The sequence below is a fragment of the Dictyoglomus sp. LHC4 genome (genome assembly GCF_055181355.1).
In genome coordinates, this window is record NZ_CM143707.1 from 851,838 (window position 1) to 878,045 (window position 26,208).

The window sequence follows — 26,208 nt, forward strand, 5'->3', positions numbered from 1 at the left end:
CAATTATTTTATTTAAGGGAGATTTAAAAGTCAAATTTAAATTTGTAAAATAAGAAATATATGGAATATAAATTATTTTTCTATGACTCTAAGGAAAACAAATATAGTATAAATGCTCTTCTTGGAGCAGTAGAAGGGGATAAAGATCTAAAAGAACTTCCGATACTATTTTTTGAAAAAATAGATGATTTATTTTTCGAAAAAGATTTAAGAAATAGCATTTTATGTTTTTCCTTTTTTACCACTCAGTTTTTTGAAATAAAAGATATGTTAGGAAAGCTCAGGGAACTTAAAAAGAGTAATGAAAATCTTTATTTTGTGGCAGGTGGACCTCATCCATCAGGGGATCCCCAGGGAGTGTTAGATATGGGATTTGATATTGTGGTAAAGGGAGAGGGAGAAAGAATATTTCCAAACTTAATAAAAGAGATAGTTAGTGGTAAAAAAATTTTAGGAATATTTCATGATAAAAAGAAAATTGATTTAAATGATTACTTCCCTTTCTCAGAAAAATTTGGTAGGTTTGGACCTATCGAAATAAGCAGAGGTTGTCCTTTTGGGTGCTACTTTTGTCAGACACCAAGGATTTTTGGTGGAATTATGAGGCATAGAAGTATAGAAAAAATAGTGGAAATTGTGGAAATTATGGTAAAAAGAAATTTAAAAGATATAAGATTTATTACACCTAATGCTTTTGCTTATGGATCTTCTGATGGTATGACAATAAATCTTAAAAAATTAGAAGAATTACTTATTGAAATTAGAAAAATTATTGGAAAAGAAGGAAGAATATTTTTTGGATCCTTCCCTTCAGAAGTAAGACCAGAACATGTTTTACCTGAAACTGTTGAGCTGATAAAGTTATATGCTAATAATGACAATATCGTAATAGGAGCTCAATCTGGTAGTCAGAGGATTTTAGATTTAGCTCATAGAAGGCATAAAGTGGAAGATGTTTATAGAGCTGTAGAAACTGCTACTTACTATGGTCTCAAGGTGAATGTGGATTTTATATTTGGATTACCTTATGAAAATGAGGATGATATAAACCAGACAGTTAAAATGATAGAAGATTTAGTAAAAATGGGAGCAAAAATTCATGCTCATGCCTTTATGCCTCTTCCTGGTACTCCTTTTGAGAATTTTCCTCCAGGTAGAGTTGATAAGTATATGAGGAAAGTTATAAATAAACTTCTTCCAAAAGGTGTAGTTTTTGGAAATTTTAGAGAACAAGAGGAAATAGCTTGGAAATTATACAATTATTTTTCTTCTAAAGAAGCATAAAATACTGCTATTATTATTAAACCTATTCCTATAAGTTTATATAGATTTATAGTTTCTTTTAAAAAGATGACTGAGAAAACAGTTGCTATTACTGTTTCACCTATTAATACTATAGAAGTAAAGGTAGGAGATAAAATTCTAATAGCATAATTGGTAGAAGAATGACCTATTAACTGGGGTATTAGGGCAAGAAGCAAAAAATTTAGATATGTATAGGCAGAGTATCCTACCAAAGGTATTTTTAAGAGAATAGTAATTAAAAGTAAGCATATCCCTGCAATAGAATATACATAGGTAATATATGAGATGAAGGATATTTCTTTTGAGAGATATCTACCTGTATATATATAAATGGCAAAGGTTATAGCACCTATAATGGATAATATTTCACCTTTTCCTATTTGGATTTTTAAATCATTGTTATAGGTTATAAGAAACACACCTATAAGGGCTACTAAAACTGAAAGGTAGAATTTTTTTGATGGTATTTTTTTCTCTATAATTGATACTAATATAGATATAAATATAGGACTTGTATTTACAAGTACTACAGCATTAGCCACAGAAGTTAGAAAAAGAGCTGAGATCCATGTGTAAAAATGAATACCTAAGGATAATCCTGCAAAAGTTAAAAATATATTGTTAAATATCTTAGAGCATGTTTTTGCCTTCTTGTAATTTATTAAAGAAAGAATAAGAGATGATATTAATAAACGGTATGATGCTATGACAAGGGGAGGAGCTTTTGTCAGCTTAATAATAATGGAAGCAGAAGCCATAGCCGTGATGCCAACTAAAAGGAAGATATATGCTTTTTCCTTTTGGGTATTGGTTTTTAACATTGGAATATTATTCTATTTCTAAGCTTAGATCTAAACTTTTCACTGAATGAGTTAGTTTTCCCATAGATATAAAGTCCACACCTAATTTAGCAATAGATTCTAAATTTTCTATGGATATTCCTCCTGAAACCTCTATTAATGCTTTTCCTTTTGCTATTTTTACACATTCCTCTATGATTTTTAAATCCATATTATCCAACAATACCATATCTACATTATTTTCTAATGCTTCTTTTAGTTCTTCAATATTTTTTACTTCTACTTCTATTTTATATATGTGAGATAGGTTTTTCCTAATTCTTTTGATTGCTTCGGTAATACTTCCTGCAAATTTTATATGATTATCTTTTATTAATACCATATCGTATAGTGCAAATCTGTGATTTTCTCCTCCACCAACCTTTACTGCATATTTTTCAAGAATTCTTAGGAGGGGCGTAGTTTTTCTTGTATCTAAAATTTTAACATTGTATGGACTTACTATATCAACACATCTTCTTGTATAGGTTGCAATGCCAGATAGTCTTTGTAAAAAGTTTAGAGCTGTTCTTTCTCCTGAAAGTATAGCCCTTGTGTTTCCATATATTTCAAGTATTATGTCTCCTCTTCTAATGGAATCACCATCTTTACACTTTTCATTGAATTTTACATCTGCATCAAGATATTTAAAAACTTCTTTTGCTACAATTAGACCAGCAATAATACCATCATCTTTTGACAAAATAATAGCCTTTGATCTCATATCTTCTGGAACAATACTGTCGGTTGTAATATCTCCTGTACCAATATCTTCAATTAAAGCTTCTTCAATGATCTTTTTTAAAAGATGGTGGGGAATTGACCTCACGATATATTACCTCCTTATCTTTTTCCCAAATTATATGTTTTCTCCATTCTTTTTTTGAGGTAGGGAAATCTATTCTAAAATGGGCACCACGACTTTCTTTTCTTAGAATAGCTGATCTTACCATCAATAAAGAAAGGGTTAACATATTTTTGTATTCAAAAAAGTTTCTATTTTTCATATATACTCCGTTTATCTCTTCCATTAAATCAATTATTTCTCTTTCACTTTCTTTTAGTTTACTTTCTTCTCTTATAATTCCTACTTTATCCCACATAAGAGTTTTTAGTTTTTGTATTTTCTCCTTTAAAGATTTTTCATTTTCAATTTCTTTTAAATTTAGGTTTTCATCATGTTCTGAGATCAAAGATGGATTATCATTTAATATAGCATCAATACATCTTTTACCAAAAACAAGCCCTTCCAGTAGAGAATTACTGGCAAGTCTATTAGCTCCGTGTAGTCCTGTACAAGCTACTTCTCCACAAGCATATAAATTTCTTATGGATGTTCTTCCATATTCATCAGTTTCTATTCCCCCCATAAAATAGTGGGCAGCAGGTGATATAGGGACAAGGTCTTTTGTTATATCTATTCCATATTCCAAGCATTTTTTGTATATATTAGGAAATCTTCTCTTTATTTTATTTTCTCCAATTGGTCTTAAATCAATATATACATCTTTTTGCGTTTCTAATATTTCAAAGCATATAGCCCTTGTGACTATGTCTCTTGGGGCTAATTCTCCCAAAGGATGATAATTAAGCATAAACCTCTCTCCATAGAAGTTTATAAGTCTTCCTCCTTCACCTCTAACAGCTTCGGAGATAAGGAATCTTTGGGGAGCATCTATTTTTAAGGCTGTTGGGTGAAACTGGAAAAATTCAAGATCCATAATTCTTGCTCCTGCCCTAAAAGCAGATACTATACCATCTCCTGTGGCAATGAGAGGATTAGTGGTATGAAGGTATAACTGTCCTGCTCCACCAGTAGCTAATATAATATAACTGCTAAGGTGTATTGAAATTTTGTTTGTTTCTGAATCAAGAAAGATACATCCATAAGCTTGATTGTCAAGGGTTAGTATATCAATAAGCATATGATTATCAAATAATCTAATATTCTCCTTATCTTTAATTTTTTTAATTAAAGTACAAGCTACTTCGTATCCTGTAGCATCTCCTTGGGCATGTATTATTCTCTTCCTACTATGGGCAGCCTCTTTGGTAAAAGAAAGCCCATTTTTTTTATCAAAATTCACGCCTAATTTTATTAAATCTCTGACCCTGTCTATTCCTTCTTCAACAACAATTCTTACTATTTTTTCCTCATTAAAATCTGCCCCAGCTAAAATAGTATCTTTGAAGTGTAATTCAGGGGAATCATCAGGGGCTAATGCTACTGCAATTCCTCCTTGGGCATAATAAGTATTACTTTCCTCTATTTTGTCTTTTGTAAAAAGGCCGACTTTAAATTGAGGGGGAGTATAGTAGGCTGAAATTAAGCCTGCTATTCCACTTCCAACAATTATTATGTCAAATTTTTCTACTGTACTTTTTGATTTGAAATTAGCAATATATCTATCTATCATAAGGATAGCATTCTCATGATTGGTATTAATGCTTTTTCTCTTATATGATCTGGTACCTTTACTTGTGGAGCTAAATCTTCAAGAGACCATAGTATTTTTTCTAATGTGATTTTTTTCATATTAGCACATACTGCAAGTGGGGATGCAAGGAAGAATTCTTTATTTGGAACTTCCTTTCTTAGTCTGTGTAGTAATCCTGCTTCGGTCCCTATTATGTATCTATGATGATCATCTTCTTTTACGTGTTTGATAATTCCACTTGTACTTGCTACTTTATCAGCTAAGTCTAGTACTTCTTTTCTGCATTCTGGGTGTACCAATATTTTAGCATCTTTATGTTTTTCTTTAAGTTTCAATATATTTTGAGGAAGAATTCTTTGATGGGTAGGGCAAAATCCGTCCCAAATTATCATTTCTTTCTTAGTATGCTTACTTACATAATAGCCTAAATTTCGGTCTGGTACGAAGATGATTTTATCCTCTGAAATTTTCTCTACCACAGAGACCGCATTGGCAGAGGTACAAATGTAGTCACTTACTGCTTTTACTTCTGCTGTTGTATTTATATAACTAACAACAGCATAATCTTTATATTTTTCCTTTAAGTTTAAAATATCTTCTGGGGTTATAGAATTAGCTAAAGGACATCCTGCATGTAGGTCAGGCAGAATTACTATCTTATCTGGAGCAAGAATAGAAGCAGTTTCTGCCATAAAATGTACTCCACAAAAAATTATTACTTTTTCTTTCACTTCCTTTGCTATCCTTGCAAGTTCTAATGAATCTCCTACAAAATCAGCTATATCTTGTACTTCAGGAAGTTGATAATTGTGAGCTAATATAATGGCATCCCTTTCCTTTTTTAATTTTTTTATCTTTTCCTCTATCATTTTTTCACCCTCTTAGTTTTCTGTAGATTTCTGTTGCTCTTGATTTACCTTTAATTGTTTTTCATAATCTTTTATCTTTCTATTTAATCTTGATATTTCTCGTTTATATTTAAACAAAACTGGTATTACACTAATAAAAGCCAAAAGAACCCCAATTGCAAAAGTAATAAAAAGTACTGTAGAAATTTTAGTTGTAAAAGCTAAATTTATGAAATAGATTACAACCTCAGTCTGATTTTGAAATGAAAAAATTAAAGCTATAATTATTCCCAAAAGAAGTACGATAATTAAATTGGACAAAAAATCACCTCCTTGAAATTCGTTTTACCTATTAATTATATCCAAAATTGTATAAATAAAAAGAGAGGAAGAAATTAATTTTCTTCCTCTCTTTTCTAAAAATTTTTATTTTAATTTTTTTGGGCTATGTTTTTTGCAAAAGCTTAACTGGTTCAAAGACGACTGTAGCGATATCTCCATTTTTAACAAATGCTGCGTTTGCTTCGTCCGTATCAATATGAAATTCCCAAGCAAATTTGTCGCTTACTCTTATTAGGACATTTTCAAATACTACAGCTCTCACTCCTTCTGCTTTTACCTCTACAATCTGCTTATCAACAAGCCCCAATTCTTCTGCCATATCTTTTGGAGTATGTATATGTCTCCATGCGATAATTACTCCTTTAGGAATCTCGATTTCTCCTAATGGACCTCTAATCTTTATTCCAGGTGTTTCTTCAACATCACCAGAGTCTCTTATAGGAGGAATTGGTTGAATCCCCAAATAAATAGCATCAGTAATTGCCAATTCTACTTGAGTATTTTTTCTTGTTGGTCCTAATACTCGTAACTTTAGAGATCTTTTAGGCCCAATTACTTCTACTTCTTCTTCTGCTGCATATTGTCCTGGCTGAGATAAAGGTTTATGAGGATGCAACTCATAACCTTTCCCAAATAACCTCTCCAGATCATCCTGAGAGAGGTGGACATGGCGTGCAGACACACCTATTGGTACTTTTATTTCTTTCATTTTTATATTCCTCCTCGAATATAAAATCTTTTTTCTATTTATAGTTATACCACTTATATATAATTTTTAAAAGAGAAAAAATATTTTATTATCTACGAGGAGGAATTAGTTTTATATAATCCTCTAAGCTCCCATCATCTAAGCAACATTCAATAATTCTTTTCCCTAAAGGATCAAGATCTAAGGTCATAAATTTTTTAAGCTCTTTTTTAAAGAAATTTTTAAGTATTTCTGCTCCAGCATCATAGGCTTCTGGTCCTACTTCTGGTTGTTGATCTACTTGAAGAAATGCCTTTGGTATATAGTGACCTTCAACTTTTACCATTTCTAAGGCATATCCCAACAAAGGACATCTTGCAGGTTTTAATTGCTCTGGTCTAAATCTAGCACTTCCTCTTTTAGCTAAGTACTCTCTTACTATCCACTCTGGCATAAATCCTACCCTATAAACACCAATATACTGATTAGGCACAAGTATATATTGAGTATTGGGATAATCTAATATTTGCTGTAAAAGGAGATTGGCTTGTTTTACCATCTTTCCTGTAGCAAAAGGCCAATAAGATCCTACTCCTTCACTACTCATTAAATCCCCATCGGTTACACTTGGATTATCATATCCTCTTGGGCTTACAAGTCTCCAAAGCCAAGCAATAGCAGGGGGAAGCACATGAAAAAGACCTACTATGCCATATGTTGGTTTTTCTTTTGTACATGGTGGAGTTCTAAAACCAAAACTCCTTACATCTATTTCTACAGGTTCATTTACAATATTAGGTATGAATCTTCTTGGGATTATAACCCTTGGATTTGGACATGGTTTACCAGGTTCGTCCATAGTATGTTCCCATATTAAAGCAGTAGCATCAGGGTGTCCCTCAATATTTAAGAATATTAATGGCTCAGGGGGATGTATAGTAAGTCTTTCAAGCTGAGGCTCAGTGCCATAGCTTTTAATATTGTCCAATCTTACAAACCATCCTTGTTCCGCATCTTTTACTACCATTTTGCCCCGTCTGGTTTGTAACTTAGGATGGCACATTGCCATATCATCAGTTACAGGATAAATTTCACAAGATTCTTGGATTTCTATATAAAATTTTTCTCCTGTAATGATATTTGTACCTAATAGTACTCGGTTGTCTTTTTCTCTGTGCATCTGTTGTAGTAGTTCGCTTTTTCCACCACCGCTTGCTCCTTCATGCATTATAGTTAATACATTATCATAAGGTGTTATTATTTTTACTGTTGAGGCATGTGCAGTAACCCAGCCTTCCATTTCTCCTATATTTAATAGTACTCCATATATTCCCTTTTTTGCACTGGGCCCGGGGTATAAATTATATGAAAAAACTTCATGATGGTTATTTATTCTATTATGTACTACGACTTGTTTTCCTCCAAAATGAGTATGTCTAAAAGGAGGAGCCACATATACTATGGCTATAGGCTCGAAATTTGTTCTGATTTGGCTTTTAGGTATGAAACCTTGAATATCAGCAAGTGCTCCAGCAAAAAAAGCAGCGTTAGAAGGGCAAATTAATAGGGAAGGGTATCCTAATTCTTTTCCACCAGACATAAATGGCATGACTATAAGTTCTTGTGATTTTAGCCATTCAAAGGTTTTTTCTCTTAATGTATCAAAATCTTCTCCAAACCTTTCCTTAAATGTAGGTTTATCTGTATCTCCTTCGTCACCAACCACTAAGCTATCTGGATCTCTTCTTCTCATATATACATCAGGATAATTTATTACAATTCCATTTTTGCATTTTGTTACTATAGCTTCCACTACTTCTCCTTTTCCAGGTACATCGTATTTTACTTCAAATTCTTTATTATCTTTTCCTCCTATAGCGAGCTCAAAAAATTCTTCTCTTTTTTCTGGTATTATGACTTTTTTACATGAAATAAGGATATCTTCTACTTCTTTTGGAACTATAAAATAGGATACTTCTTCCCTAAGCATAATTTAATCGCTCTCCTTTCTAACATTTTATAAATAAACAAAGACCAATATTTCTATCCTCATTGATGAGGGAAATATTGGTCATCTTTGAGCCTTTATTAGTTCAAGGATAAATTTATCACAAAAAGATGTTAAAATCAATTAAAGATTATCAAAATGGGAGGAATAGGAAGTGAAATATAAGGATGCTTTAGATTACATATATGGTTTTATAAATTATGAGAAAAATTTAGATAAATTAACTTATGAGGAGAAAAAGTTTTATTTAGAGAGAATGAAATATCTTTTAAGTCTTATGGGAAATCCCCAAAATAATTTTAAATCTATTCATATAGCTGGTACAAAAGGTAAGGGATCTACATCTGCCTTTATTTTTTCAGTACTAAAAGAAGCAGGATATAGGGTGGGATTATATACTTCACCTCATTTGCAAACCTTAAGAGAAAGAATTAGGATTGATCATGGATTAATTTCTGAAGAGGAATTGGTTAATCTTGTAAATATTGCTAAACCTTATATTGAAGAAGCCAAGAAGCATCCTATTTATGGTTCTCCTACTTTCTTTGAGATATTAACAGCTTTGTCTTTTCTATACTTTTCTATCAAAAAGGTGGATTTTGCAGTTATTGAAGTAGGATTAGGAGGAAGGTTAGATGCTACCAATGTTATATTCCCTTTAGTATCTGTAATTACTCCTATAGGTTATGATCATATGCATATTTTAGGAAACACTTTATCCCAAATAGCTTTTGAAAAGGCTGGCATTATCAAGGAAAATATACCAGTAATCTCATCTTTACAAGAGGAAGAGGCGTGGAATGTGGTTAAAAAAGTGGCTACTGAAAGAAAGGCTCCTATAATTAAAATAGATGAAAAATATAGTTGGAAAAGATTGTCATTTAGTAATTTGGGGCAGGAATTTTCAATAAATGATGGTTCATATGAAAAAATATATTTTATCCCTTTATTGGGTAATCATCAGATAATTAATGCTGTTACTGCTTATGGAGTTTTGGAAGTTTTAAAATCAAAATATTTTATTGATATTGATAATGAGAGTATAAAAAATGGTTTTTCAAAGATTGAATGGAAAGGTAGATTTCAAATTTTAAAGGAAAATCCAATGGTAGTTTTAGATGGTGCTCATAATATCTCTTCTGCTAAAGCTCTTAAGGATACTATAACAGAATATATAAAATATGATAAATTATTTCTAATCTGCGGTATGATGAAAGATAAGGATGCTTTAGGTTTTGTCTCTACTTTAGATCCATTGGTTTATAGCTATCATTTTGTTCCATTACCCACTAATAGAACAAGAACTCCTGATGAACTTTCGCAAATAGTAAACAGCTTCTCTGTAAAAGATGCTTTTTCTTATGTAGATTTCAAAGAAGCATATGAAGATGTGATAAAGAATGCCTCACCTACTGACTTAATATTAATTACTGGATCTTTGTATTTAGTAGGTGAGGCTTTAGACTATTTCTTTGGTAAATTAGACTAATCTTTTAGAGCAGATTTAAAATATTCGAGAAAAACATTTTCAGGGACAGCACCTTCTATCTCAACCTTTTCATTGATTATGGTTTTTGGTACCCCTGTTACTTCATATTTTTCTGCTAAATGTGGGAATTCAATTGCTTCAATCATATCTGCTGTGATTAATGGATTCTCCATAGCAAATTGGTGGACTAATCTTACAGCCCTTGGACAATATGGACACGTAGGTGTGACAAAAACTTGTATGTGTACAGGTTTATCTACTGTCTTAAGAAATGACTTTGTTGTAGGAGAAAGTTGAGTTTCTCCTCTCGAAATATCAATAATGTCCTCTATTAAACTTGAAAACTCATAACCTGATGGTATTCCAAAATACCTTACTCCTAACACATTATTATTTTTATCAAAAAGTATGGCAGGTATTTTATCCACATTATATTTTTTAGCAATAATCTCATCTGTGAGGAAATCATGCACCTCAAGTTCTAATAGATTAGAAAGTCCAGTTAATTCTTCCAAAATTTCTCTTGTTTGTTGACAATAGGGGCATTCTATTCTTCCTGGAACTACAAGTTTGCTTCCTGCAGCCTTTTCACTGAATAATATTATTTTTACTTTATCTTTTAGATTTTCCCTAAAAAGATTTTCTAAATACTGACGATCCTCTTCTTTTAAAAGAGCCATTATTATACCTCCTTATTATATTTAATATCTTCTAAGAATTTACTTGCTTCTATGCCTGCTATAGCACCATCTGCAACTGCAGTTACTATTTGTCTTAATACTTTTCCGCGTACATCTCCAGCAGCATATATACCTGGTACTGAAGTATGCATCTTTTCATTTGTTATTATAAAACCATCTTTATCTAAATTCAAAATATCTTTAAAAATTTCTGTATTTGGTATTAGTCCAACATAGATAAAGACTCCATCTATCGGTAATTGTTTAATCTCATTGGTTTTTAAATCTTGTAATATTAATCTTTCCACTTTTTTATCACCCTCAATAGCCTTTACTATATGACTCCATAAAAACTTAATTTTAGGATTGGAAAAGGCTTTTTGTTGTGTAATCTTTTCAGCTCTTAAAGTATCTCTTCTGTGAATTAATATTACTTCTTCTGAAAATCTCGTTAGGTAGACGGCTTCTTCAACAGCGGAGTCTCCTCCTCCTATCACTGCTACTCTTTTACCTGTAAAGAATGCTCCATCGCATACAGCACAATAAGAGACACCTTTTCCTGTGAATTCTTCTTCTCCTGGTACTTCTAATTTTCTTGGTCTTGTTCCTGTTGCTATAATAAGGGTTGGAGCTCTATATATACCATTTGATGTTTCAATAATTTTCCATATGCCATCGATACGAAAATTGAGAACATCTGCCTCTAATATTTTAGAACCAAATTTTTTTGCTTGGATTTCCATTCTTTTAACTAACTCTTCTCCTGTTATTCCCTCAGGGAATCCAGGGTAATTGTCAATTTTTTCAGTTAAGGCTGTATTTCCTCCTACTATTGCTTTTTCAATAATCAAGGTCTTCCATAAGTTTCTTCCAGCATAAATACCTGCAGTAAGTCCTGCCGGTCCTCCTCCTAATATTATTACCTCTTGCTCTTCTTCAATTTTATCCATAGGCTTTATAAGAGAAATAAAATCCATATTTTACTATCACCTCCTTTATATATACCATATGGAGTATATCAGAAATATCTAAAAATTCAAGATATAGTATATTAAGAAACTTTAAAAATTGGTTCTATATTTAATGCAAGTTTTTTTAAATACTCTAACTCCTCTTGAGTAATAGGATTAAAATTCATTCCAACCTCTATTGCCCATTGAAAAAACTTATATTCCCCTGGAGGTATAGCTGCTGCTATATTTTGGGAGAGGGTGAATCTTAATGCTAATTGTGCAAGTTCCTTATTATCAACAGGTTCATACCAACATTTAGGATATTTTTTTTCTTGTCCTTCAGGAATAAAAGTTTTTGCCATGGCTTTTAAAGCTAAAATAGTGATACCTTTTTCTTTAGCTTTTTCAATTACTTGTGGACCAAAATTACCATTGAAATAGCATACCCAATTTATGGGAAATAAAATAGAATCAAAATTAAATACATCTAATAATTTTAATGCTATATCTGCAGAATGAGCGGAAAAACCTATATAACGAATTAAACCTTCATCCTTTGCTTTTAAAAAAGCTTCTAAGGCTCCATTAGGGCCTATGACTTTTTGGAAATCATCCTCAGTAGTCATAGCATGAAGCTGATATATATCAAAGTAATTGGAATTTAATTTCTTTAGAGATCTTTTTAGTTCTTCTAAAGCTCCTTCTTTATCTCTTTGCATGGTTTTGCAAGCTAGAAATATTCTGTCTCGTTTTCCTTTGATAGCTGGACCAAGTTTATCTTCTGCATCTCCATATGAAGGTGCGACATCAAAATAATTTATACCAAACTCTATAGCTTCTGAAACTCTCCTATTTGCTGTTTCTTGATCTTCATTCATTACTAATATTCCACCAAAGCCTATTATGGAAAGAGTTTCTTTATTTTTTCCGTAATATCTTTTCTGGATCATCTTTTTAACCCCCTTTGTTTTTTTTATTTTACTTTATTTTTTCTTTACAAAAAATAGAGATTTTTATTATAATATTACTCACACCCCCCTCCTTATGAGAGGCTGGAAAGAAAAAGTTCTTCCAGCCTCTCTCTTAGTTAGAGGGATAAATAGTAAAAGGAGACTTTAAAAAGCGATGGGGCTTGACTATGAAGAAAGAAAAGAAATAGGTAAAAAAGTAATTACTCTTGCTATACCCGTCCTTTTTGAGAACCTTTTTCAACTACTATTTAGTTTTGTTGATATGATCTTTGTTGGATTTTTAGGCGCAACTGCTTTAGCCGCTGTGGGTTTTGGCATGCAGATAATTAATGTAATCCTTGCTATAATTTCAGCTCTTACTACGGGTACAATGGTGATGGTGGCTTATAGTGTAGGAGCAAAGAGATATAAAGATTTATCTGATTATTTACAAATTTCTTTAAATATTGGTTTATATTTATCAATTTTAATTTTGTTTTATGCCATATTTGGTATAGATGAGACCTTAAGGATTTTAGGAGCTAAGGGGGAGCTTTTGAAACAAACATCTCTATATTTGAGATATATTCTTGTTCCCGGTATTCTTATGGTCTATATGAATATAATTTCATCTGCTTTAAGGGGAGCTGGTGATACAAGAACACCTCTTTATATAACAATTTTTTCAAATAGTATTAATATATTTCTTGATTATGTTTTTGTTTTTGGGAAATTGGGTTTTCCAAAAATGGAAGTTGCTGGGGCTGCTTTGGCAACAAGTATTTCAAGATTTTTGGGGGTTATTGTACTTTTTCTTGTAATCTATAATAAAAATAGGCTTTTTAAATCTTTTAGATTTATTTCTTTAAAAATTGAAAAAGAGAAAGCTTTTCAAATTCTTAGAATAGGTATACCCACGTCAGTAGAGAGTCTTCTTTTTAATATAGGTGCTCTTCTTTATGCGACTATCGTTTTAAAGTTGGGAACAAAAGTCTATGCTGCTCATAGAATATCCCTAAATGTAGAGTCTCTTTCTTTTCAACCTGGTTTTGCTTTTGGAGTTGCTGTAACTGCTCTTGTAGGTCAATTTAAAGGGGCAGAAGAGGATAAAAAAGCTCTTTTAGCCTCGTTAGAGGCATGGAAGAGAGCAGTAATACTTATGGGTACAGTAGGAGTAATTTTATTTTTGGTCCCAGAATATTTTGTACAGATTTTTAGCAGAGATAGAGAAGTAATTAGAATGAGTTGTTCTGCTTTAAGAATTATTGCTATAATACAACCTTTTTTGGCAACAGCCAATGTAATGTCTGGATCTTTAAGAGGAGCAGGATTTTCAAAAATTCCTATGATATATAGTGGTTTAGGTATGTGGTTAATAAGAATACCACTGGCTTATATACTCTCTATTAAACTTGGTTTAGGACTTGTTGGGGCTTGGATTGCGATGGCTACAGATATATCTTTCAAGGCAATTTGTAGTTTTTATATTTTTATAATAAAGAAATATTATGAGAGAGTGAGCATAAAACTTGATAAAAGATATGGGCCAATTAGTAATTCTTAATCTTCCCAAAGTGAGATATTTAGATGCATGGGAACTTCAAAGAAAATTGCATTCCTTAAGAGTGGAAAATCTAATTCCAGATACCTTGATTTTGTTAGAACATTATCCAGTTATCACCTTAGGAAAGTTTGGTAAGGAAGAAAATCTCTTAAAAACGAAAGAAGAACTTAATGGTTTAAGAATTGAATATTTTCACGTGGATAGAGGTGGAGATATAACTTATCATGGTCCAGGGCAATTAGTGGGTTATTTTATTTTTAGAGTTGAAGGAGTTAAAGATTTTATCTTTAAAATTGAAAATGCTTTAATAAAGCTATTAGATGAGTATGGAATAGAATCGGGGATTGATGTCAAAAATCCAGGAGTATGGGTAGGAAATAAAAAAATTGCTGCCATAGGGGTAACAATTAAAAAAAGAGTTTCTTATCATGGTTTTGCTCTAAATGTTAATAATGATTTGACTCCTTTCTCTTTTATTATTCCTTGTGGTTTAAAAGATAAAGAAGTAACATCAATAAAAGAAGAGACCCACTGTGATGTAAACTTTGAAGATTTGAAAAATAAGATGGGTCTCTTCCTTTTTAAAGAATTTTATTTTTCAGAATTTAGAATAATTAAATTTTCCTCTTATGTGGAAGACTCCATCCTTGAAGAGCTCTTGGGGGGCCAATAATCTCTATTAGTGCTATAATTTCTAGAAGATTGTTTTTCAAGCTTTTCTCTATATATGGAGGCTCTTCTTGTGTTTTTATTCCTTGAACAATTTCTTTTGTTTTACTATCTATTCTTGTTTTTTCTGAGTATAATGTAGATATAACTTTAGTTTTTTCTTTTGGTGGGGGCTCAGTCTTAGATGTTTTCTCTAACTTTTCTTCTGTTGGTTTAATGACAACTGCTTTTTTCAGTTTATTAACTTCATAATTTACTATGGTAGATAGAACTATAAATAATATGTATAAGAATACAGCCCATTCCATTTTAATCTTTACCTTCTTCTTTTGTTTGTCCAAGTTTAGATATGGCTTCTCTCATGGCTGTATCTGCCATAATGTTTTTAAGAGTATAGTAATCTAAAACACCTATTTTACCAGCTCTTAATGCCTCTGCAACAGCTAATGGTACTTCTTTTTCTGCTTCTATTAATTTGGCTCTCATTTCTTGAGTTAAAGCTTTCATTTCTTGTTCTCTTGCTATAGCAAGAGCTCTTCTACTTTCAGCTTGCGCCTGAGCGATTCTCATATCAGCTTCTGCCTGATCCATTTTTAGTCTTGCACCTACGTTATTTCCAACATCTACGTCTGCAATGTCTATAGAGACTATTTCAAAGGCAGTACCGGCATCCAATCCTTTTGCAAGTACAGTTTTTGATATACTGTCAGGATTTTCTAATACTTCTTTATAGCTCTCTGCAGAACCTATTGTAGTTACGATACCTTCTCCAACTCTTGCTATTATGGTAGCTTCACCAGCTCCTCCTACAAGTCTCTCAATATTAGCTCTTACAGTTACCCTTGCTTTAGCTTTCAGCTCAATACCATCTTTGGCCACAGCTGCAACTATAGGAGTTTCAATAACCTTTGGATTTACACTCATTTGTACTGCTTCTAAGACATCTCTTCCTGCCAGATCTATAGCAGCAGCTTTCTCAAAGGTTAGAGGAATTCCAGCTCTTTGTGCAGCGATGAGCGCATTTACTACTCTATCCACATTACCTCCTGCTAAATAATGAGCTTCTAACTTATCTAATGTGACTTCTAATAGTCCTGCCTTATGAGCTTTAATTAGAGAATTAATTATTATTCCAGGCGGTACCCTTCTAAGTCTCATTCCGATAAGATCAGTAACTTTTATTCGTACACCAGCTGCAAGAGCGGAGATCCAAAGTCCTAAGGGAACAAAACTAAAGAATATTACTAAGAAAATTAAAACTAAAATTAGGATTAGAAAACCTAAAACTAAACTCATTTTTCACTCCTCCTTACAAAAATTTTATTTCCCTCTACTTTTACCACTATAATCTCCGTATTGGGTTCAATGAATTCTGATTCTGTATATGCCTCTAATTTTTCTCCATCTACTTCAATATAGCCTGTAGGTCTTAACATCGTTAGAGTTATTCCTTTTTTTCCAATAAGGTCTGTTCTTTCTTTAACTGCAGTATATCCTAAATCTTTCTTTTGATCTTGGGGGATGTTTAAAATTTTCCAAAATCTGCTTCTTGGAAGGTAAAAGATAAGAAATATAATAAGGGAAGCTACTACAAAAATCCCTGTAAGAATTGCTTGGGTGGTTCCACTCTTTTGAGCTATAGTAAGATATATACTAAAAAATACTGAGACACTACCTAATATTCCTGGGATTCCAAATCCTGGTGTATGCATCTCTATGTAAATTAACAGAAGCCCTAATAAAAATAATAATACTGTTTCAAGTCCCGAAAGTCCTGCCAAATAATGTCCTCCAAAGAATAGACCTAAACAAACAATAGCTAATATTTCAGGAACACCTAATCCAGGAGTAAAGATAGCTACATAAAGGCTTAACATTCCTATAGTCAAAATCATACTAGATACTGTTGGATCTGTTATAAATCTTACAATATTTTCAGACCAAGTGGGATTAAGCTTTACAAGATCTGTATCCTTTAATTTGAAGAAGTTTAGTACATCATCTATATTAGAAGCAATAATATCTGCGAATTTAAATTTTTTGGCTTCTTCTGCGTATAATGTAAGAATTTTACCTTTTTCTTTTATACCAGGTATGTAGATACTTGCATCTACCATTCCTGCTGCTATTTTAGGATCTCTTCCTCTTTTCTTTGCAGTACTCTCGAACTCAGCTTTAAGAGCAGAGATAATTTTTTCTTCTACAGGTCTCGGTTCTGCTGCTCCAATGCTTCCAGACGGAGATATGGCTATTTTTTCACACGCAAGTGCTATCAATGCACCTGCAGACCAGGCTCTATCTTTTATATATGCAATGGTTGTTATGGGAGTATTAAGGATAGCATCTCTAATCTTTGTGGCTGCATCTACCCTTCCACCAAATGTATCAATTTCAAATATAAAGGCTTTTGCGTTTGGATGTTCTCTAATACTTCTTTCTACGAAAGAAGAAAGCCCTAATTCGATAGTTCCTTTAATAGGTATTATGTATACTGAATCTTGGGCAGGAACTGAAATGGAAATAATCCATAGAAGAAGAATAAAAAGAATTAAGAAAAACTTTTCTTTTTTCAAATTTCTACCCTCCCGGCTTTTCCTTAGTATAATGGAGAGAAAGATAGGGAATAAGAAAGGAAAAAGGAAGAAGAGAAAAGGATATGGTGGGAGATAAAAATTGAGTATTTTGTAAAGAATAAAGAATAATTATTACATTACATATAAATCCTAATAGAAATGCTTCTTTATCCCTTCTAAAAAGTACTTCTTTTATTACAGGAAGATATATGAGAAATAAAAATTTAGAGATAAAATTTTTAAAGGTAAACAGGTAAATAATAATAAAGATCTCATCTAAAACTGAGATGATAAGATTTTCATCTATTTTATTGTGGGATGAAAAGTAGTAAAGAATAAAACTATAGAATATAGAAGATAATATTACAAGATATTGTAATAAGTCTTCAAAAAAAACATTGGATATAATGTAAGTATAAGTCAATATAAAGGTTAATATTCTTATCCTACTTATAACAACATTTTCCAAAATTCTAACCTCCCATTATTTATTTTAACACAAATTAGGTTTCCGAAGAAAGATTAATTAATTCTGATGTTTCAGGCAAATAGAGTTCATCCTTATCATCATCATATTCAAAGAGTTCTGCATATCGGCCCCAATCTATGAGTGTATCTAATTGTCTTTCTGCCTCTTTTGGTGTAAGGTTTTTCCTTAATAAATCTAAAAAGAAAGCTCTTGGAACCTTATGGTTTGATTTTGATTGAAGAACTTTGACTATCTGCTTTAGGAATGGAACTTTTTCAATTGCTAAAGTTTTAAAAATTTCTTTCCTCTCTAACACATCTGCTTCTGCAAATTTTTTACCAGCCTCAGTAAGTATTAAATCACCTTCTTTAACTTCAGCAAAACCTAAAAGTTCGCAGGCTTCTACAATAGGTAATAAATCTTCAACGTCCATGAGAAGTTCCTCTCCTAATTTGTATATATCAGCTTTCCCCTCTAAATCATTGACAAGTTCAACTAATCCTGTTATAGAACCTACGCTTGCTTCAGGAATGTGAATATGTCTTTTTTCTTTCCATAAGATCTTTTCCAATGGTTTACCAGTCAAGGTGCTATAAATTTCATCTACAATTTCCAAAAATTCTTGAGATTTTTTATCTCTCCAATGAGGTATGTTTATTCTTATTTCTTTAATTATCCTTCCAGGATCTTTACTTAACAAAATGATTCTATCTGCCATATATACAGCTTCCTCAATACTATGAGTAACTAAAATTATAGCTTTAGTTGGAATTCTTTTTTCTATCCATAATTCAATAAGGTCATTTCTTAAGTTTTCTGCTGTTAATACATCTAAGGCAGAAAAAGGCTCATCTAAAAGGAGAATATCAGGTTCCATTACTAAAGCCCTAGCAAAGCCTACTCTCTGTCTCATTCCTCCAGAAAGTTCTTTAGGATATGCGTTCTCAAAACCATCAAGTCCTATTAAATCTATTGCTTCTGTAGCCTTTTTTCTCCTTTCTTCAGGGGGCAAACCTTTTGCCTTTAGTCCTAATTCCACATTTTCTAAGACAGTAAGCCATGGAAATAGAGCAAAATTTTGGAAGACCATCGCTACTCCAGGATTTATATCTTTTATTTCTTTACCCTTAAAATATACTTTTCCTTTATTAGGTTTTATAAGTCCTGCTATGATTCTAAGTAGGGTTGATTTTCCAGATCCCGATGGTCCTAAAAGGGCCAAAAAATCTCCTTCATTAACTGTAAAATTAATATTATCTAATACTGTAACAATGCCCTCTGGAAAGGTAAAGCTTACAGTTATATTTTCTAATTTAAGAAGTTCCATAGTTTAAATACCTCCTAATGATCATGATAGCATTTCTTCTGATTTCTTAAATAATCTTTTCCAGAATAAACGGTTTATGGTTACCACCATGATAGCCATAGTAATAGTACTTCCAGCAAGGAGAGCATTATTTCCTGTACTTGAAGCTTCAGTTATCAAGGCTCCAAGACCCCTTATTTTTATCACCTTATTTTGAAATTCTATATATTCAGAAACAATACTCGCGTTAAATGCTCCTCCCATTGCTGTAATACCACCAGTTACCAAGTAAGGTAATATGGAAGGTAATATAAGTATCTTCCATTGTTCTTTTCTATCAAGTTTAAGAAGTTTGGAAACTTCGATAAGATCTTTTGGAATAGACATACCTCCTGCAATAATATTAAAAAGTAGATACCATTGAGTACCTAATAACATTAAAATAATACTTGCTAAATTTAGCCCTCCTGATAGATTTATAAGATACATAATGATAATAGGAAATATGGCTGTTGCAGGAATGGATGCAACTATTTGTACTATTGGTTGTAATATTTTAGAAAGTTTTGGGTTCATTCCAATTTTTATACCTAAAGGTAAGGTCCATAATAAAGCAATAATAACTGCTAAGGATACTCTTAAAAGAGTTAGGAGTGCAGCAGTAAGAATTTCTTTCCAGATAGTTAAAGGTAATGTAATTAATAGATTGAATAACCCAAAGACTCCTCTTAATACTAATAATCCTAGGAGGGAAGATACAATAATATTTAAAATCTTTGGAAATATAGATATATTTTGGGATTTTAGAGTTTTCTCCGTATAATATCTTACAAAAAATTGGTTTAATTTCTCTTTTAAGGGATCAGCGATATGGTTTTTTATAAATTCAAATATTCTTGAACGTCGATACCATAATAATACTCTTGATTCATAAGTTTCTTCATCTTGAATAAATTCTATTTTAAATTTTTGTCCCCATGCAATAAGAGGTCTCCATACTAATTGATCTAAAAGAATGATCACAATAATTAATGTAGATAAGCCATAGAATATTTTTGTTAAGTCTCCTTCTATGGCTGAAAATGATAGATAGGAGCCAATGCCTGGTAATATGAAATTTTGATTTGTTAATGTAAACATTTCACAGGCCATAAGGAAAAACCAACCCCCAGCCCAGGACATCATACTGTTCCATATTAGGCCTATAGCAGCATATGGTAATTCTAAATTCCAAAACCTTTGCCAAGGATTTAGCTTTAAAAGCTTAGCTGCTTCTCTAAGATCTCGAGGTATGGAGATTAGGGATTGATAAAAACTAAATACCATGTTCCATACTTGTCCGGTAAATATTAATATAATAGATGTAAGCTCTAATCCTATTTTGGAGCCAGGAAAAAGTGATATTACTGCCATAAATACAGGTGGTAAAAAGGACAAGACAGGTATGGATTGGAGAATGTCGAGAAGAGGAATTAATATCTTTTCCAGGTTTTTCTTATAGGCTGCAGTATAGGCATATACAATGGTAAAAATTAAAGAAATAATATAAGCGAAGATCATTCTTATAAGCGAAAAGATAGCATAAAGGGGGAGTTTTAGGGGAGATAGATCAAGATATATTTGTTGGGTGGGTTTTGAATAGATAGTATTTAAGGTTGCAATGGAGTAAATAATACTTCCTATAAAGAGGAGTATTATTATGTCTCCAACAGAAAACTTTCGATATTTTACTGGAGACCAGATTAGCCTGGGCATTTTCTCTGGCCTCCTTTACGTAAGGGAGAGAGTCTACTTTTTTCCATGATATCTTATCTCCTTTCCTTTGTATTGTTGTAATGAAAAAGTTACATCTCGGAATTACGTCTTCATTCTTACTACTCATACAATTTATTCTCTCCCTCCCTTCTTTTTTTCTTTGTTATAACACTTAACCTAATAATCGTCAATTACTTGATGATAAAAGAATATAATGATATTATACACTTGATTTTTAACACGTATTAATATATGGAGGTTCATATAATGAATGAAAAAAAATTATATATAGCTTTTGTATGGCACATGCATCAACCTTATTATAAAGATACTATTAATAATCTTTCCCTTTTTCCATGGGTGAGGCTTCATGCAATTAAAAATTATTACAATATGGTGTCCATATTAAGAGATTTTCCTAAAATTAAACAAACTTTTAATTTAGTTCCAAGTTTACTAATGCAGATTGAAGAATATTTAAATGGAACAACTACGGATCTTTGGCTTGAATATACACTTAAAAAAGTAGAGGATTTAAATGAAAATGAAAGAAAATTTATTAAAGACAACTTTTTTCTGCTTAATAAGGAGAAAATGGGGTTTATTTTTGAAAGGTTTAAAGAATTGTATGATAAAAAGTTAAAAAATGAAGATTATTCTAATCAGGATTATTTAGATTTGCAGGTTTTATATAATCTGGCTTGGTTTGATCCTGAATTTAGGGAAAAGGATGAATTTTTGAAAGGATTATGTAAAAAAGGAAGATTTTTTAATGAGGAGGAAAAAGTAAAACTGATTGAGAAACAGTTTTATATAATTAAAAATTTATTTTCTCTTTATAAAGAGGTGCAAGATTCAGGGCAAATAGAAATAACTTTTTCTCCCTTTTTTCATCCCATATTACCACTTCTTGTAAGTACCGAGAATGCTAAGATATCTACTCCAGATTTACCTTTACCTTCTTTTACCTTTTCTTATCCTGAAGATGCAGAAGCTCAAATAATTTTAGGAAAAGAATATTATAAAAAAATTTTTTCAAGAGAACCTATAGGAATGTGGCCTTCTGAAGAGGCTGTTTCTCCAGAAGTTATAGTTTTATGCTCTGAGCTTAATATAAAGTGGATAATTGCAGATGAGAAAATTCTTGGAAAAACCATTGGAAAAGAAATAGTAAGAGATAGTAATGGAAATATTTTAAATCCAGAAGTTTTGTGTAAAACGTATAGAGTAAATATTAATGGTAAAGAAGTTAATGTGGTATTTAGAGATCGGTTCTTATCAGACAGGATAGGCTTTGTTTATATGAATATGAATCCCTATGATGCAGCTAAGGATCTATATGAGAGAATAATTAAAATAAAGGATAGATTACCTAAGGATCAGTCTTATCTATTGACTATTGCTTTGGATGGTGAAAACTGCTGGGAATATTATGATAATGATGGTAGAGATTTTTTAAGGCATCTTTATACGTTGATTGAAAATTCTAATGAAGTTGAAACTACAACGGTTGGAGAGTTTATACTTAAAAATCCTCCAAAGGATACTTTAAACTATATTTTTACAGGATCCTGGATAAATGCTGATCTTACTACTTGGATTGGAGAGCTTGAAGAAAATTTGGCTTGGGATTATTTGAGTTTAGTTAGAGCCTATTTAGAAAGGGGGATTAAAAAAGCCTATTTTGATAAGGATAGTTTAGATTGGAGAAGCTTATGGGCTGCGGAGGGGAGTGATTGGTTCTGGTGGTATGGAGATGATCAAGAGTCAGGCTATGATGAGGTATTTGATTATATATTTAGAGTGCATTTAAAAAATGTTTTTAAATCGCTAGATAAGGATTATCCTACTTTTTTGGATTTTCCAATTGTCTTTAAAAATCCTATTTGGAAATCAAGAGAATCTTTTATTTTTACTCCTAAAATAGACGGGAAAGTTTCTTTCCAAGATGAGTGGATGCTTTCTTCTTTAAATCTTTTGGAGGAGGATGGATTAATAGAGGGAATATATTATGGTTATGATCTTGAGAATCTTTATATAAGGATTGATATAAAGAATGGGAATGTAAGTGATTTCTTTGATAAAGGAATATCCTTAAAATTAAATTTTATGGATTATACTAAAGAAATGTTATCCTTAGAAATATCAAAGGACAATAAAACATCTTTAAGTGAAGGTATATTTTGGGCATTAGATGAGATTTTTGAAATAAGAATTCCCTTTAATATAGTTTTTTTACATAATGAAAAGCTTCTTTTTGATATTCAGCTTCTTAAAGATACAAAGGTTTTAGAGAGTTATCCTAAAGACTCTAAAGGATTTATGGTTAGAAAGCCAGGATTTCTGGAAGAACTTATAACAAAGCTTTATTTTCAAAGAGTAAATAAGGAAAAAGTGGCTATTATAGAGTCCTTTATACTAAAGAGAAAAGAAGGGGAATTTTATAACCTTTATACTAAAGTTGTAATAGAGAATAAAACTTTTGATAATAATATGGATTTATCTTTTTCTAGTGATATTTTTAAAATAAGAAAAATTATTTATTTAGATGAATTTATTTTATTCTTACAAGCCTTAAGAGATTTAAATATTTTTCTCTTGTCAGAGTACACTGTATTTTATCCTTTTGCTTACTCTGTAAAATTGAATAATGTCTATATTCTCAATCCCAAAAATTCAATGAAAAGATTTATAAATGCTTATATGAGTAAATGTGGTGGGGATAAGAATCTTAATATAGAGATGGAGAAGTTAGGAAGTATAGAGATTTATGGATTATGAAAGGTTTTTTGTTTGGAAAAGTAGAGATGAAGCAATAAAAATTCAAGAGGAGCTAAAAAGAAAAATTATTTTAAAAGATGGGTTTATTAATATAAACACGGTAGGTGGTGTAGATACATCTTTTTCTAATGATGTGGCATTATCTGTTATTGTAGTTATGAATTACAAAACATTAGAGTTAATAGAAATTTCTTATCATTCAATTGATGTAACAGTTCCTTATATGCCAGGTTTTTTAAGTTTTAGAGAAGGCCCAAGTATAATGAAAGCTTGGGAGAAACTTAAAATAAAGCCTGATATATTAATCTTTGATGGTCAAGGTATAGCACATCCAAGAAGATTGGGTATTGCATCTCATGTAGGTGTAGTATTAGATATAGCAACCATAGGTTGTGCTAAAAATTTATTAATAGGAGATTTTAAAGAACCTAATAATAAAAAGGGAGCATTTAGTTATATATATGATAAGGAAGAGGTTATTGGTGCAGTGTTAAGGACAAAAGAGAATGTAAAACCTGTATATATATCTCCTGGTCATAAAGTTTCGTTAGAATCCTCTATAAAAATTTCGATTAATTGCACTTTCAAATACAGATTGCCTGAACCTATAAGATTAGCCCACATATACAGTAAAAAAATTCTGTTAGATCTTAAAAAAGAAAGATAATTTTTTAAGAGTATCTATCTCTTCTCTTCTACCTAATTTTGCATTTTTAATTGCCTTTTCTAATATTTCTATGGATTTATCATAATTTCTTTTGTCTACAGGATAGGGATGTCCGTCTTTTCCGCCGTGAGCAAAAGAGAACCTTGCTGGATCTTTTATGCTTGCTGGATTTCCATATACAAGCTCGGATATCAATGCTAAAGCTCTAAGAGTTTTTGCTCCTACACCTTCTCTTAGCATTAAATCTTGGAAATCCTTTGGAGGATTTTCATAATTTTTCAATAATACAGTCTTAAGATTTTCAGGCTTTATTTCTCTAGCAGTTATTGGATGGTAAGGAGGTAGTCTTAAAGAGACTTTTTCCCATAACCTTGTTATATCTTCTGGTTTTTCATGAAATAAATATGTTATTGTTTCCTGAGCTTTTTTACTTTCTTTTGAAACCAGGTTTAATACGTAATTTTCAAATCTTTCACTAATAATACCTTTATGGGGATCTTCCACAAAACTTTTTATTTCATCTCCTAACCAATGATATCTTCTTGCATAATGGTTTTTTTCATTCATTCCTTGTTGGATAACACACCATTTGTCATTTTTTGTAAATACTAAAAGATGAGTATACAATTGATATCCATCCTGAATGGCATTATTATCTACCCTCGCTACTATTCTACTTATAAAGATCCATTTATTTGGATCAATACTACTCTTCTCTGATATTTTTATGATTTCTTTAGGAGTATTTAAAGCTGTTTTTCCCTTTCCTCCTACTATATAAAGTCCTATGTCATCTGGAATTTCTCTAAGAGCTTCTTTAAGTGCGGATCCAGTAGTTGTAGTAAGTCCACTGGAATGCCAATCGAAGCCTAATATACATCCTAAAGCTTGAAACCAGAAAGGATCCGAAATTTTTTTTATAAGATCATCAATTTTGTTCTCCATATAGAATAGAAGAATGATTTCTCTTGATAGCTTTTTCATTCTTTGAAAAAGCCATTGAGGTGCTTTACCAGTATGAAGAGGTAATTCTGCAAATTCTCTTCTTAGCATACTATAATTATAGCAATAAATAAAAAGAAAGGGGCTATTATGTAATGAAAAAGTTTATATTTTTAATTATTTTTGGACTCCTAATTATATCTTTAGTATCCTTGGGAACATCTAAGACAGTTTTTCCAAAAGGAAGACTTATTATTACCCAAAACAATAGAAGTTTGGAGATTCCAATAGAGATAGCTGATAGGGAAGAATTGCATACTTTAGGACTCATGTATAGAAGGGATATACCATGGGAGTATGGAATGCTTTTTATATTTCCCACCGATGTGTCTTATGGTTTTTGGATGAAAAATACGTACGTACCGTTAGATATTGCATTTATCTCTTCTGATAAGATTATCTTTAATATTCAGAGAATGTTACCATGTAAAGAGGGAAAAGAGTGTCCTGTGTACTATAGTCCAAAACCCTATAGATATGCTTTGGAAGTTAAAGCAGGATTTTTTGAAAAATTTAAATTCTCTGTAGGAGCTAAAATAGATTATATAAGAGAATAATTGTTGACTTTTAGGATAAAATTTTCTATTCTTTAATGAGAATTTTTTAAGATGATAATACTATTATAAAAGGAGGTTAATTAAATGAGCGTACCAGAAGTAAACAGAGAACTTTGTATTGGGTGTGGTGTTTGTGCATCTTTATGCCCTGATGTTTTTGAGATTGATAGCGAAGGAAAAGCTGTTGTAAGAGAAGGGACTGATTGCGAGTCTGCAGGTTGCTGTCAAGATGCAGCAGATTCTTGTCCAGTCGGTGCTATTACTCTTTAAGAATTGTTTAAAGATTTGAGGGGGAGATAAAACTCTCCCCTCTTAAGGTTAATAA

General features: G+C 31.6%; 25 protein-coding genes. 8 read left to right on the forward strand and 17 right to left on the reverse strand.

Annotation, left to right across the window (positions count from 1 at the left end; genetic code table 11):
- Positions 1-60: 60 nt before the first annotated feature.
- Positions 61-1,284 (forward strand): TIGR04013 family B12-binding domain/radical SAM domain-containing protein, encoded by a 1,224-nt coding sequence (locus ACY3JO_RS04130; RefSeq protein WP_463085547.1) that lies wholly within the window; start codon positions 61-63, stop codon positions 1,282-1,284.
- On the opposite strand, the gene ACY3JO_RS04135 is transcribed toward ACY3JO_RS04130, so the two are convergent.
- The 7 genes from ACY3JO_RS04135 to ACY3JO_RS04165 all read right to left on the reverse strand — a co-directional run bounded on the left by ACY3JO_RS04135 (position 1,260) and on the right by ACY3JO_RS04165 (position 8,450).
- The gene (locus ACY3JO_RS04135) at positions 1,260-2,126 is read right to left on the reverse strand and encodes a DMT family transporter (protein ID WP_463085548.1); all 867 of its coding nucleotides are present in this window, start codon (positions 2,124-2,126) and stop codon (positions 1,260-1,262) included. The genes ACY3JO_RS04130 and ACY3JO_RS04135 overlap by 25 nt on opposite strands.
- A gap of 7 nt (positions 2,127-2,133) precedes the next feature.
- Entirely contained in the window at positions 2,134-2,973 is an 840-nt protein-coding gene (gene nadC, locus ACY3JO_RS04140) for a carboxylating nicotinate-nucleotide diphosphorylase (RefSeq protein WP_463085549.1), read from the reverse strand.
- Complete coding sequence (gene nadB, locus ACY3JO_RS04145) at positions 2,933-4,561, reverse strand: L-aspartate oxidase (RefSeq protein ID WP_463085550.1); 1,629 nt, start codon at positions 4,559-4,561, stop codon at positions 2,933-2,935. The genes nadC and nadB overlap by 41 nt, the downstream gene beginning before the upstream one ends.
- Positions 4,558-5,451: a quinolinate synthase NadA gene (gene nadA / locus ACY3JO_RS04150; RefSeq protein WP_463085551.1), complete on the reverse strand. Its 894-nt coding sequence runs from the start codon at positions 5,449-5,451 to the stop codon at positions 4,558-4,560. Before nadA ends, nadB begins: the two co-directional genes overlap by 4 nt.
- A gap of 12 nt (positions 5,452-5,463) precedes the next feature.
- Positions 5,464-5,751, reverse strand: coding sequence for a LapA family protein (locus ACY3JO_RS04155; protein WP_463085552.1), 288 nt, complete (start codon positions 5,749-5,751; stop codon positions 5,464-5,466).
- Positions 5,752-5,875: 124 nt separating this feature from the next.
- A complete protein-coding gene (gene pduL, locus ACY3JO_RS04160) occupies positions 5,876-6,481 on the reverse strand; it encodes a phosphate propanoyltransferase (protein ID WP_463085553.1) in 606 nt (201 codons plus the stop codon).
- Between the two features lie 88 nt (positions 6,482-6,569).
- On the reverse strand, positions 6,570-8,450 hold the full coding sequence (locus ACY3JO_RS04165; protein ID WP_463085554.1) for a DUF4914 family protein: 1,881 nt from the start codon (positions 8,448-8,450) through the stop codon (positions 6,570-6,572).
- Between the two features lie 172 nt (positions 8,451-8,622).
- On the opposite strand from ACY3JO_RS04165, the gene ACY3JO_RS04170 reads away from it, so the two are divergent.
- Entirely contained in the window at positions 8,623-9,957 is a 1,335-nt protein-coding gene (locus tag ACY3JO_RS04170) for a bifunctional folylpolyglutamate synthase/dihydrofolate synthase (protein WP_463085555.1), read from the forward strand.
- Here the strand turns inward: ACY3JO_RS04170 and pdo are convergent.
- The 3 genes from pdo to ACY3JO_RS04185 all read right to left on the reverse strand — a co-directional run bounded on the left by pdo (position 9,954) and on the right by ACY3JO_RS04185 (position 12,540).
- Positions 9,954-10,637, reverse strand: coding sequence for a protein disulfide oxidoreductase (gene pdo, locus ACY3JO_RS04175; protein WP_463085556.1), 684 nt, complete (start codon positions 10,635-10,637; stop codon positions 9,954-9,956). The genes ACY3JO_RS04170 and pdo overlap by 4 nt on opposite strands.
- Positions 10,638-10,639: 2 nt before the next feature.
- Positions 10,640-11,614: a thioredoxin-disulfide reductase gene (trxB, locus tag ACY3JO_RS04180; protein ID WP_463085557.1), complete on the reverse strand. Its 975-nt coding sequence runs from the start codon at positions 11,612-11,614 to the stop codon at positions 10,640-10,642.
- Between the two features lie 74 nt (positions 11,615-11,688).
- Positions 11,689-12,540 (reverse strand): aldo/keto reductase, encoded by an 852-nt coding sequence (locus tag ACY3JO_RS04185; protein WP_463085558.1) that lies wholly within the window; start codon positions 12,538-12,540, stop codon positions 11,689-11,691.
- Between the two features lie 175 nt (positions 12,541-12,715).
- Here ACY3JO_RS04185 and ACY3JO_RS04190 point away from each other — a divergent pair, with 175 nt between their 5' ends.
- Together ACY3JO_RS04190 and lipB are read left to right on the forward strand one after the other, a co-directional pair.
- Positions 12,716-14,104, forward strand: a complete 1,389-nt coding sequence (locus ACY3JO_RS04190) for an MATE family efflux transporter (protein ID WP_463085559.1) — start codon at positions 12,716-12,718, stop codon at positions 14,102-14,104.
- Positions 14,070-14,777 (forward strand): lipoyl(octanoyl) transferase LipB, encoded by a 708-nt coding sequence (gene lipB / locus ACY3JO_RS04195; RefSeq protein ID WP_463085560.1) that lies wholly within the window; start codon positions 14,070-14,072, stop codon positions 14,775-14,777. Before ACY3JO_RS04190 ends, lipB begins: the two co-directional genes overlap by 35 nt.
- On the opposite strand, the gene ACY3JO_RS04200 is transcribed toward lipB, so the two are convergent.
- The 6 genes from ACY3JO_RS04200 to ACY3JO_RS04225 are packed head-to-tail and all read right to left on the reverse strand — an operon-like array spanning position 14,719 to position 20,876.
- The gene (locus ACY3JO_RS04200) at positions 14,719-15,081 is read right to left on the reverse strand and encodes a hypothetical protein (RefSeq protein WP_463085561.1); all 363 of its coding nucleotides are present in this window, start codon (positions 15,079-15,081) and stop codon (positions 14,719-14,721) included. The two genes, lipB and ACY3JO_RS04200, sit on opposite strands and share 59 nt — an antisense overlap.
- Before the next feature lies 1 nt (position 15,082).
- Entirely contained in the window at positions 15,083-16,069 is a 987-nt protein-coding gene (gene floA, locus ACY3JO_RS04205; protein WP_463085562.1) for a flotillin-like protein FloA, read from the reverse strand.
- Positions 16,066-17,346 carry an NfeD family protein gene (locus ACY3JO_RS04210; protein ID WP_463085563.1) on the reverse strand — a complete coding sequence of 427 codons (1,281 nt, stop codon included), beginning with the start codon at positions 17,344-17,346 and terminating at the stop codon, positions 16,066-16,068. Before ACY3JO_RS04210 ends, floA begins: the two co-directional genes overlap by 4 nt.
- A gap of 4 nt (positions 17,347-17,350) precedes the next feature.
- Positions 17,351-17,815 carry a hypothetical protein gene (locus tag ACY3JO_RS04215; protein WP_463085564.1) on the reverse strand — a complete coding sequence of 155 codons (465 nt, stop codon included), beginning with the start codon at positions 17,813-17,815 and terminating at the stop codon, positions 17,351-17,353.
- A 34-nt stretch (positions 17,816-17,849) separates the two neighbouring features.
- Complete coding sequence (locus ACY3JO_RS04220) at positions 17,850-19,142, reverse strand: ABC transporter ATP-binding protein (RefSeq protein ID WP_463082446.1); 1,293 nt, start codon at positions 19,140-19,142, stop codon at positions 17,850-17,852.
- 21 nt (positions 19,143-19,163) lie between these two features.
- A complete protein-coding gene (locus ACY3JO_RS04225) occupies positions 19,164-20,876 on the reverse strand; it encodes an ABC transporter permease (protein ID WP_463085565.1) in 1,713 nt (570 codons plus the stop codon).
- 267 nt (positions 20,877-21,143) lie between these two features.
- On the opposite strand from ACY3JO_RS04225, the gene ACY3JO_RS04230 reads away from it, so the two are divergent.
- Both ACY3JO_RS04230 and nfi read left to right on the forward strand, forming a co-directional pair.
- Complete coding sequence (locus ACY3JO_RS04230; RefSeq protein WP_463085566.1) at positions 21,144-23,657, forward strand: glycoside hydrolase family 57 protein; 2,514 nt, start codon at positions 21,144-21,146, stop codon at positions 23,655-23,657.
- Positions 23,647-24,324, forward strand: a complete 678-nt coding sequence (gene nfi / locus ACY3JO_RS04235) for a deoxyribonuclease V (RefSeq protein ID WP_463085567.1) — start codon at positions 23,647-23,649, stop codon at positions 24,322-24,324. Before ACY3JO_RS04230 ends, nfi begins: the two co-directional genes overlap by 11 nt.
- Here nfi and ACY3JO_RS04240 read toward each other — a convergent pair.
- Positions 24,301-25,377 carry a DUF763 domain-containing protein gene (locus tag ACY3JO_RS04240; protein WP_463085568.1) on the reverse strand — a complete coding sequence of 359 codons (1,077 nt, stop codon included), beginning with the start codon at positions 25,375-25,377 and terminating at the stop codon, positions 24,301-24,303. The two genes, nfi and ACY3JO_RS04240, sit on opposite strands and share 24 nt — an antisense overlap.
- Before the next feature lie 44 nt (positions 25,378-25,421).
- Between ACY3JO_RS04240 and ACY3JO_RS04245 the strand changes: the two genes are divergently transcribed.
- A complete protein-coding gene (locus ACY3JO_RS04245) occupies positions 25,422-25,883 on the forward strand; it encodes a DUF192 domain-containing protein (RefSeq protein ID WP_463085569.1) in 462 nt (153 codons plus the stop codon).
- 84 nt (positions 25,884-25,967) lie between these two features.
- Positions 25,968-26,153 carry a ferredoxin gene (locus tag ACY3JO_RS04250; protein WP_463085570.1) on the forward strand — a complete coding sequence of 62 codons (186 nt, stop codon included), beginning with the start codon at positions 25,968-25,970 and terminating at the stop codon, positions 26,151-26,153.
- The last annotated feature ends 55 nt before the right edge of the window (positions 26,154-26,208 follow it).

What these genes read in the sequence shown, in the direction of transcription:
- nfi (WP_463085567.1), top strand. Translation starts at nt 23,647, where the DNA reads ATGGATTATGAAAGGTTTTTTGTTTGGAAAAGTAGAGATGAAGCAATA.
- ACY3JO_RS04185 (WP_463085558.1), bottom strand. Translation starts at nt 12,540, where the DNA reads ATGATCCAGAAAAGATATTACGGAAAAAATAAAGAAACTCTTTCCATA.
- ACY3JO_RS04135 (WP_463085548.1), bottom strand. Translation starts at nt 2,126, where the DNA reads ATGTTAAAAACCAATACCCAAAAGGAAAAAGCATATATCTTCCTTTTA.
- pduL (WP_463085553.1), bottom strand. Translation starts at nt 6,481, where the DNA reads ATGAAAGAAATAAAAGTACCAATAGGTGTGTCTGCACGCCATGTCCAC.
- ACY3JO_RS04130 (WP_463085547.1), top strand. Translation starts at nt 61, where the DNA reads ATGGAATATAAATTATTTTTCTATGACTCTAAGGAAAACAAATATAGT.
- nadB (WP_463085550.1), bottom strand. Translation starts at nt 4,561, where the DNA reads ATGATAGATAGATATATTGCTAATTTCAAATCAAAAAGTACAGTAGAA.
- pdo (WP_463085556.1), bottom strand. Translation starts at nt 10,637, where the DNA reads ATGGCTCTTTTAAAAGAAGAGGATCGTCAGTATTTAGAAAATCTTTTT.
- floA (WP_463085562.1), bottom strand. Translation starts at nt 16,069, where the DNA reads ATGAGTTTAGTTTTAGGTTTTCTAATCCTAATTTTAGTTTTAATTTTC.
- ACY3JO_RS04240 (WP_463085568.1), bottom strand. Translation starts at nt 25,377, where the DNA reads ATGCTAAGAAGAGAATTTGCAGAATTACCTCTTCATACTGGTAAAGCA.
- ACY3JO_RS04165 (WP_463085554.1), bottom strand. Translation starts at nt 8,450, where the DNA reads ATGCTTAGGGAAGAAGTATCCTATTTTATAGTTCCAAAAGAAGTAGAA.
- ACY3JO_RS04230 (WP_463085566.1), top strand. Translation starts at nt 21,144, where the DNA reads ATGAATGAAAAAAAATTATATATAGCTTTTGTATGGCACATGCATCAA.
- ACY3JO_RS04250 (WP_463085570.1), top strand. Translation starts at nt 25,968, where the DNA reads ATGAGCGTACCAGAAGTAAACAGAGAACTTTGTATTGGGTGTGGTGTT.
- ACY3JO_RS04220 (WP_463082446.1), bottom strand. Translation starts at nt 19,142, where the DNA reads ATGGAACTTCTTAAATTAGAAAATATAACTGTAAGCTTTACCTTTCCA.
- ACY3JO_RS04190 (WP_463085559.1), top strand. Translation starts at nt 12,716, where the DNA reads ATGGGGCTTGACTATGAAGAAAGAAAAGAAATAGGTAAAAAAGTAATT.
- trxB (WP_463085557.1), bottom strand. Translation starts at nt 11,614, where the DNA reads ATGGATTTTATTTCTCTTATAAAGCCTATGGATAAAATTGAAGAAGAG.
- ACY3JO_RS04200 (WP_463085561.1), bottom strand. Translation starts at nt 15,081, where the DNA reads ATGGAATGGGCTGTATTCTTATACATATTATTTATAGTTCTATCTACC.
- ACY3JO_RS04225 (WP_463085565.1), bottom strand. Translation starts at nt 20,876, where the DNA reads ATGCCCAGGCTAATCTGGTCTCCAGTAAAATATCGAAAGTTTTCTGTT.
- nadA (WP_463085551.1), bottom strand. Translation starts at nt 5,451, where the DNA reads ATGATAGAGGAAAAGATAAAAAAATTAAAAAAGGAAAGGGATGCCATT.
- ACY3JO_RS04245 (WP_463085569.1), top strand. Translation starts at nt 25,422, where the DNA reads ATGAAAAAGTTTATATTTTTAATTATTTTTGGACTCCTAATTATATCT.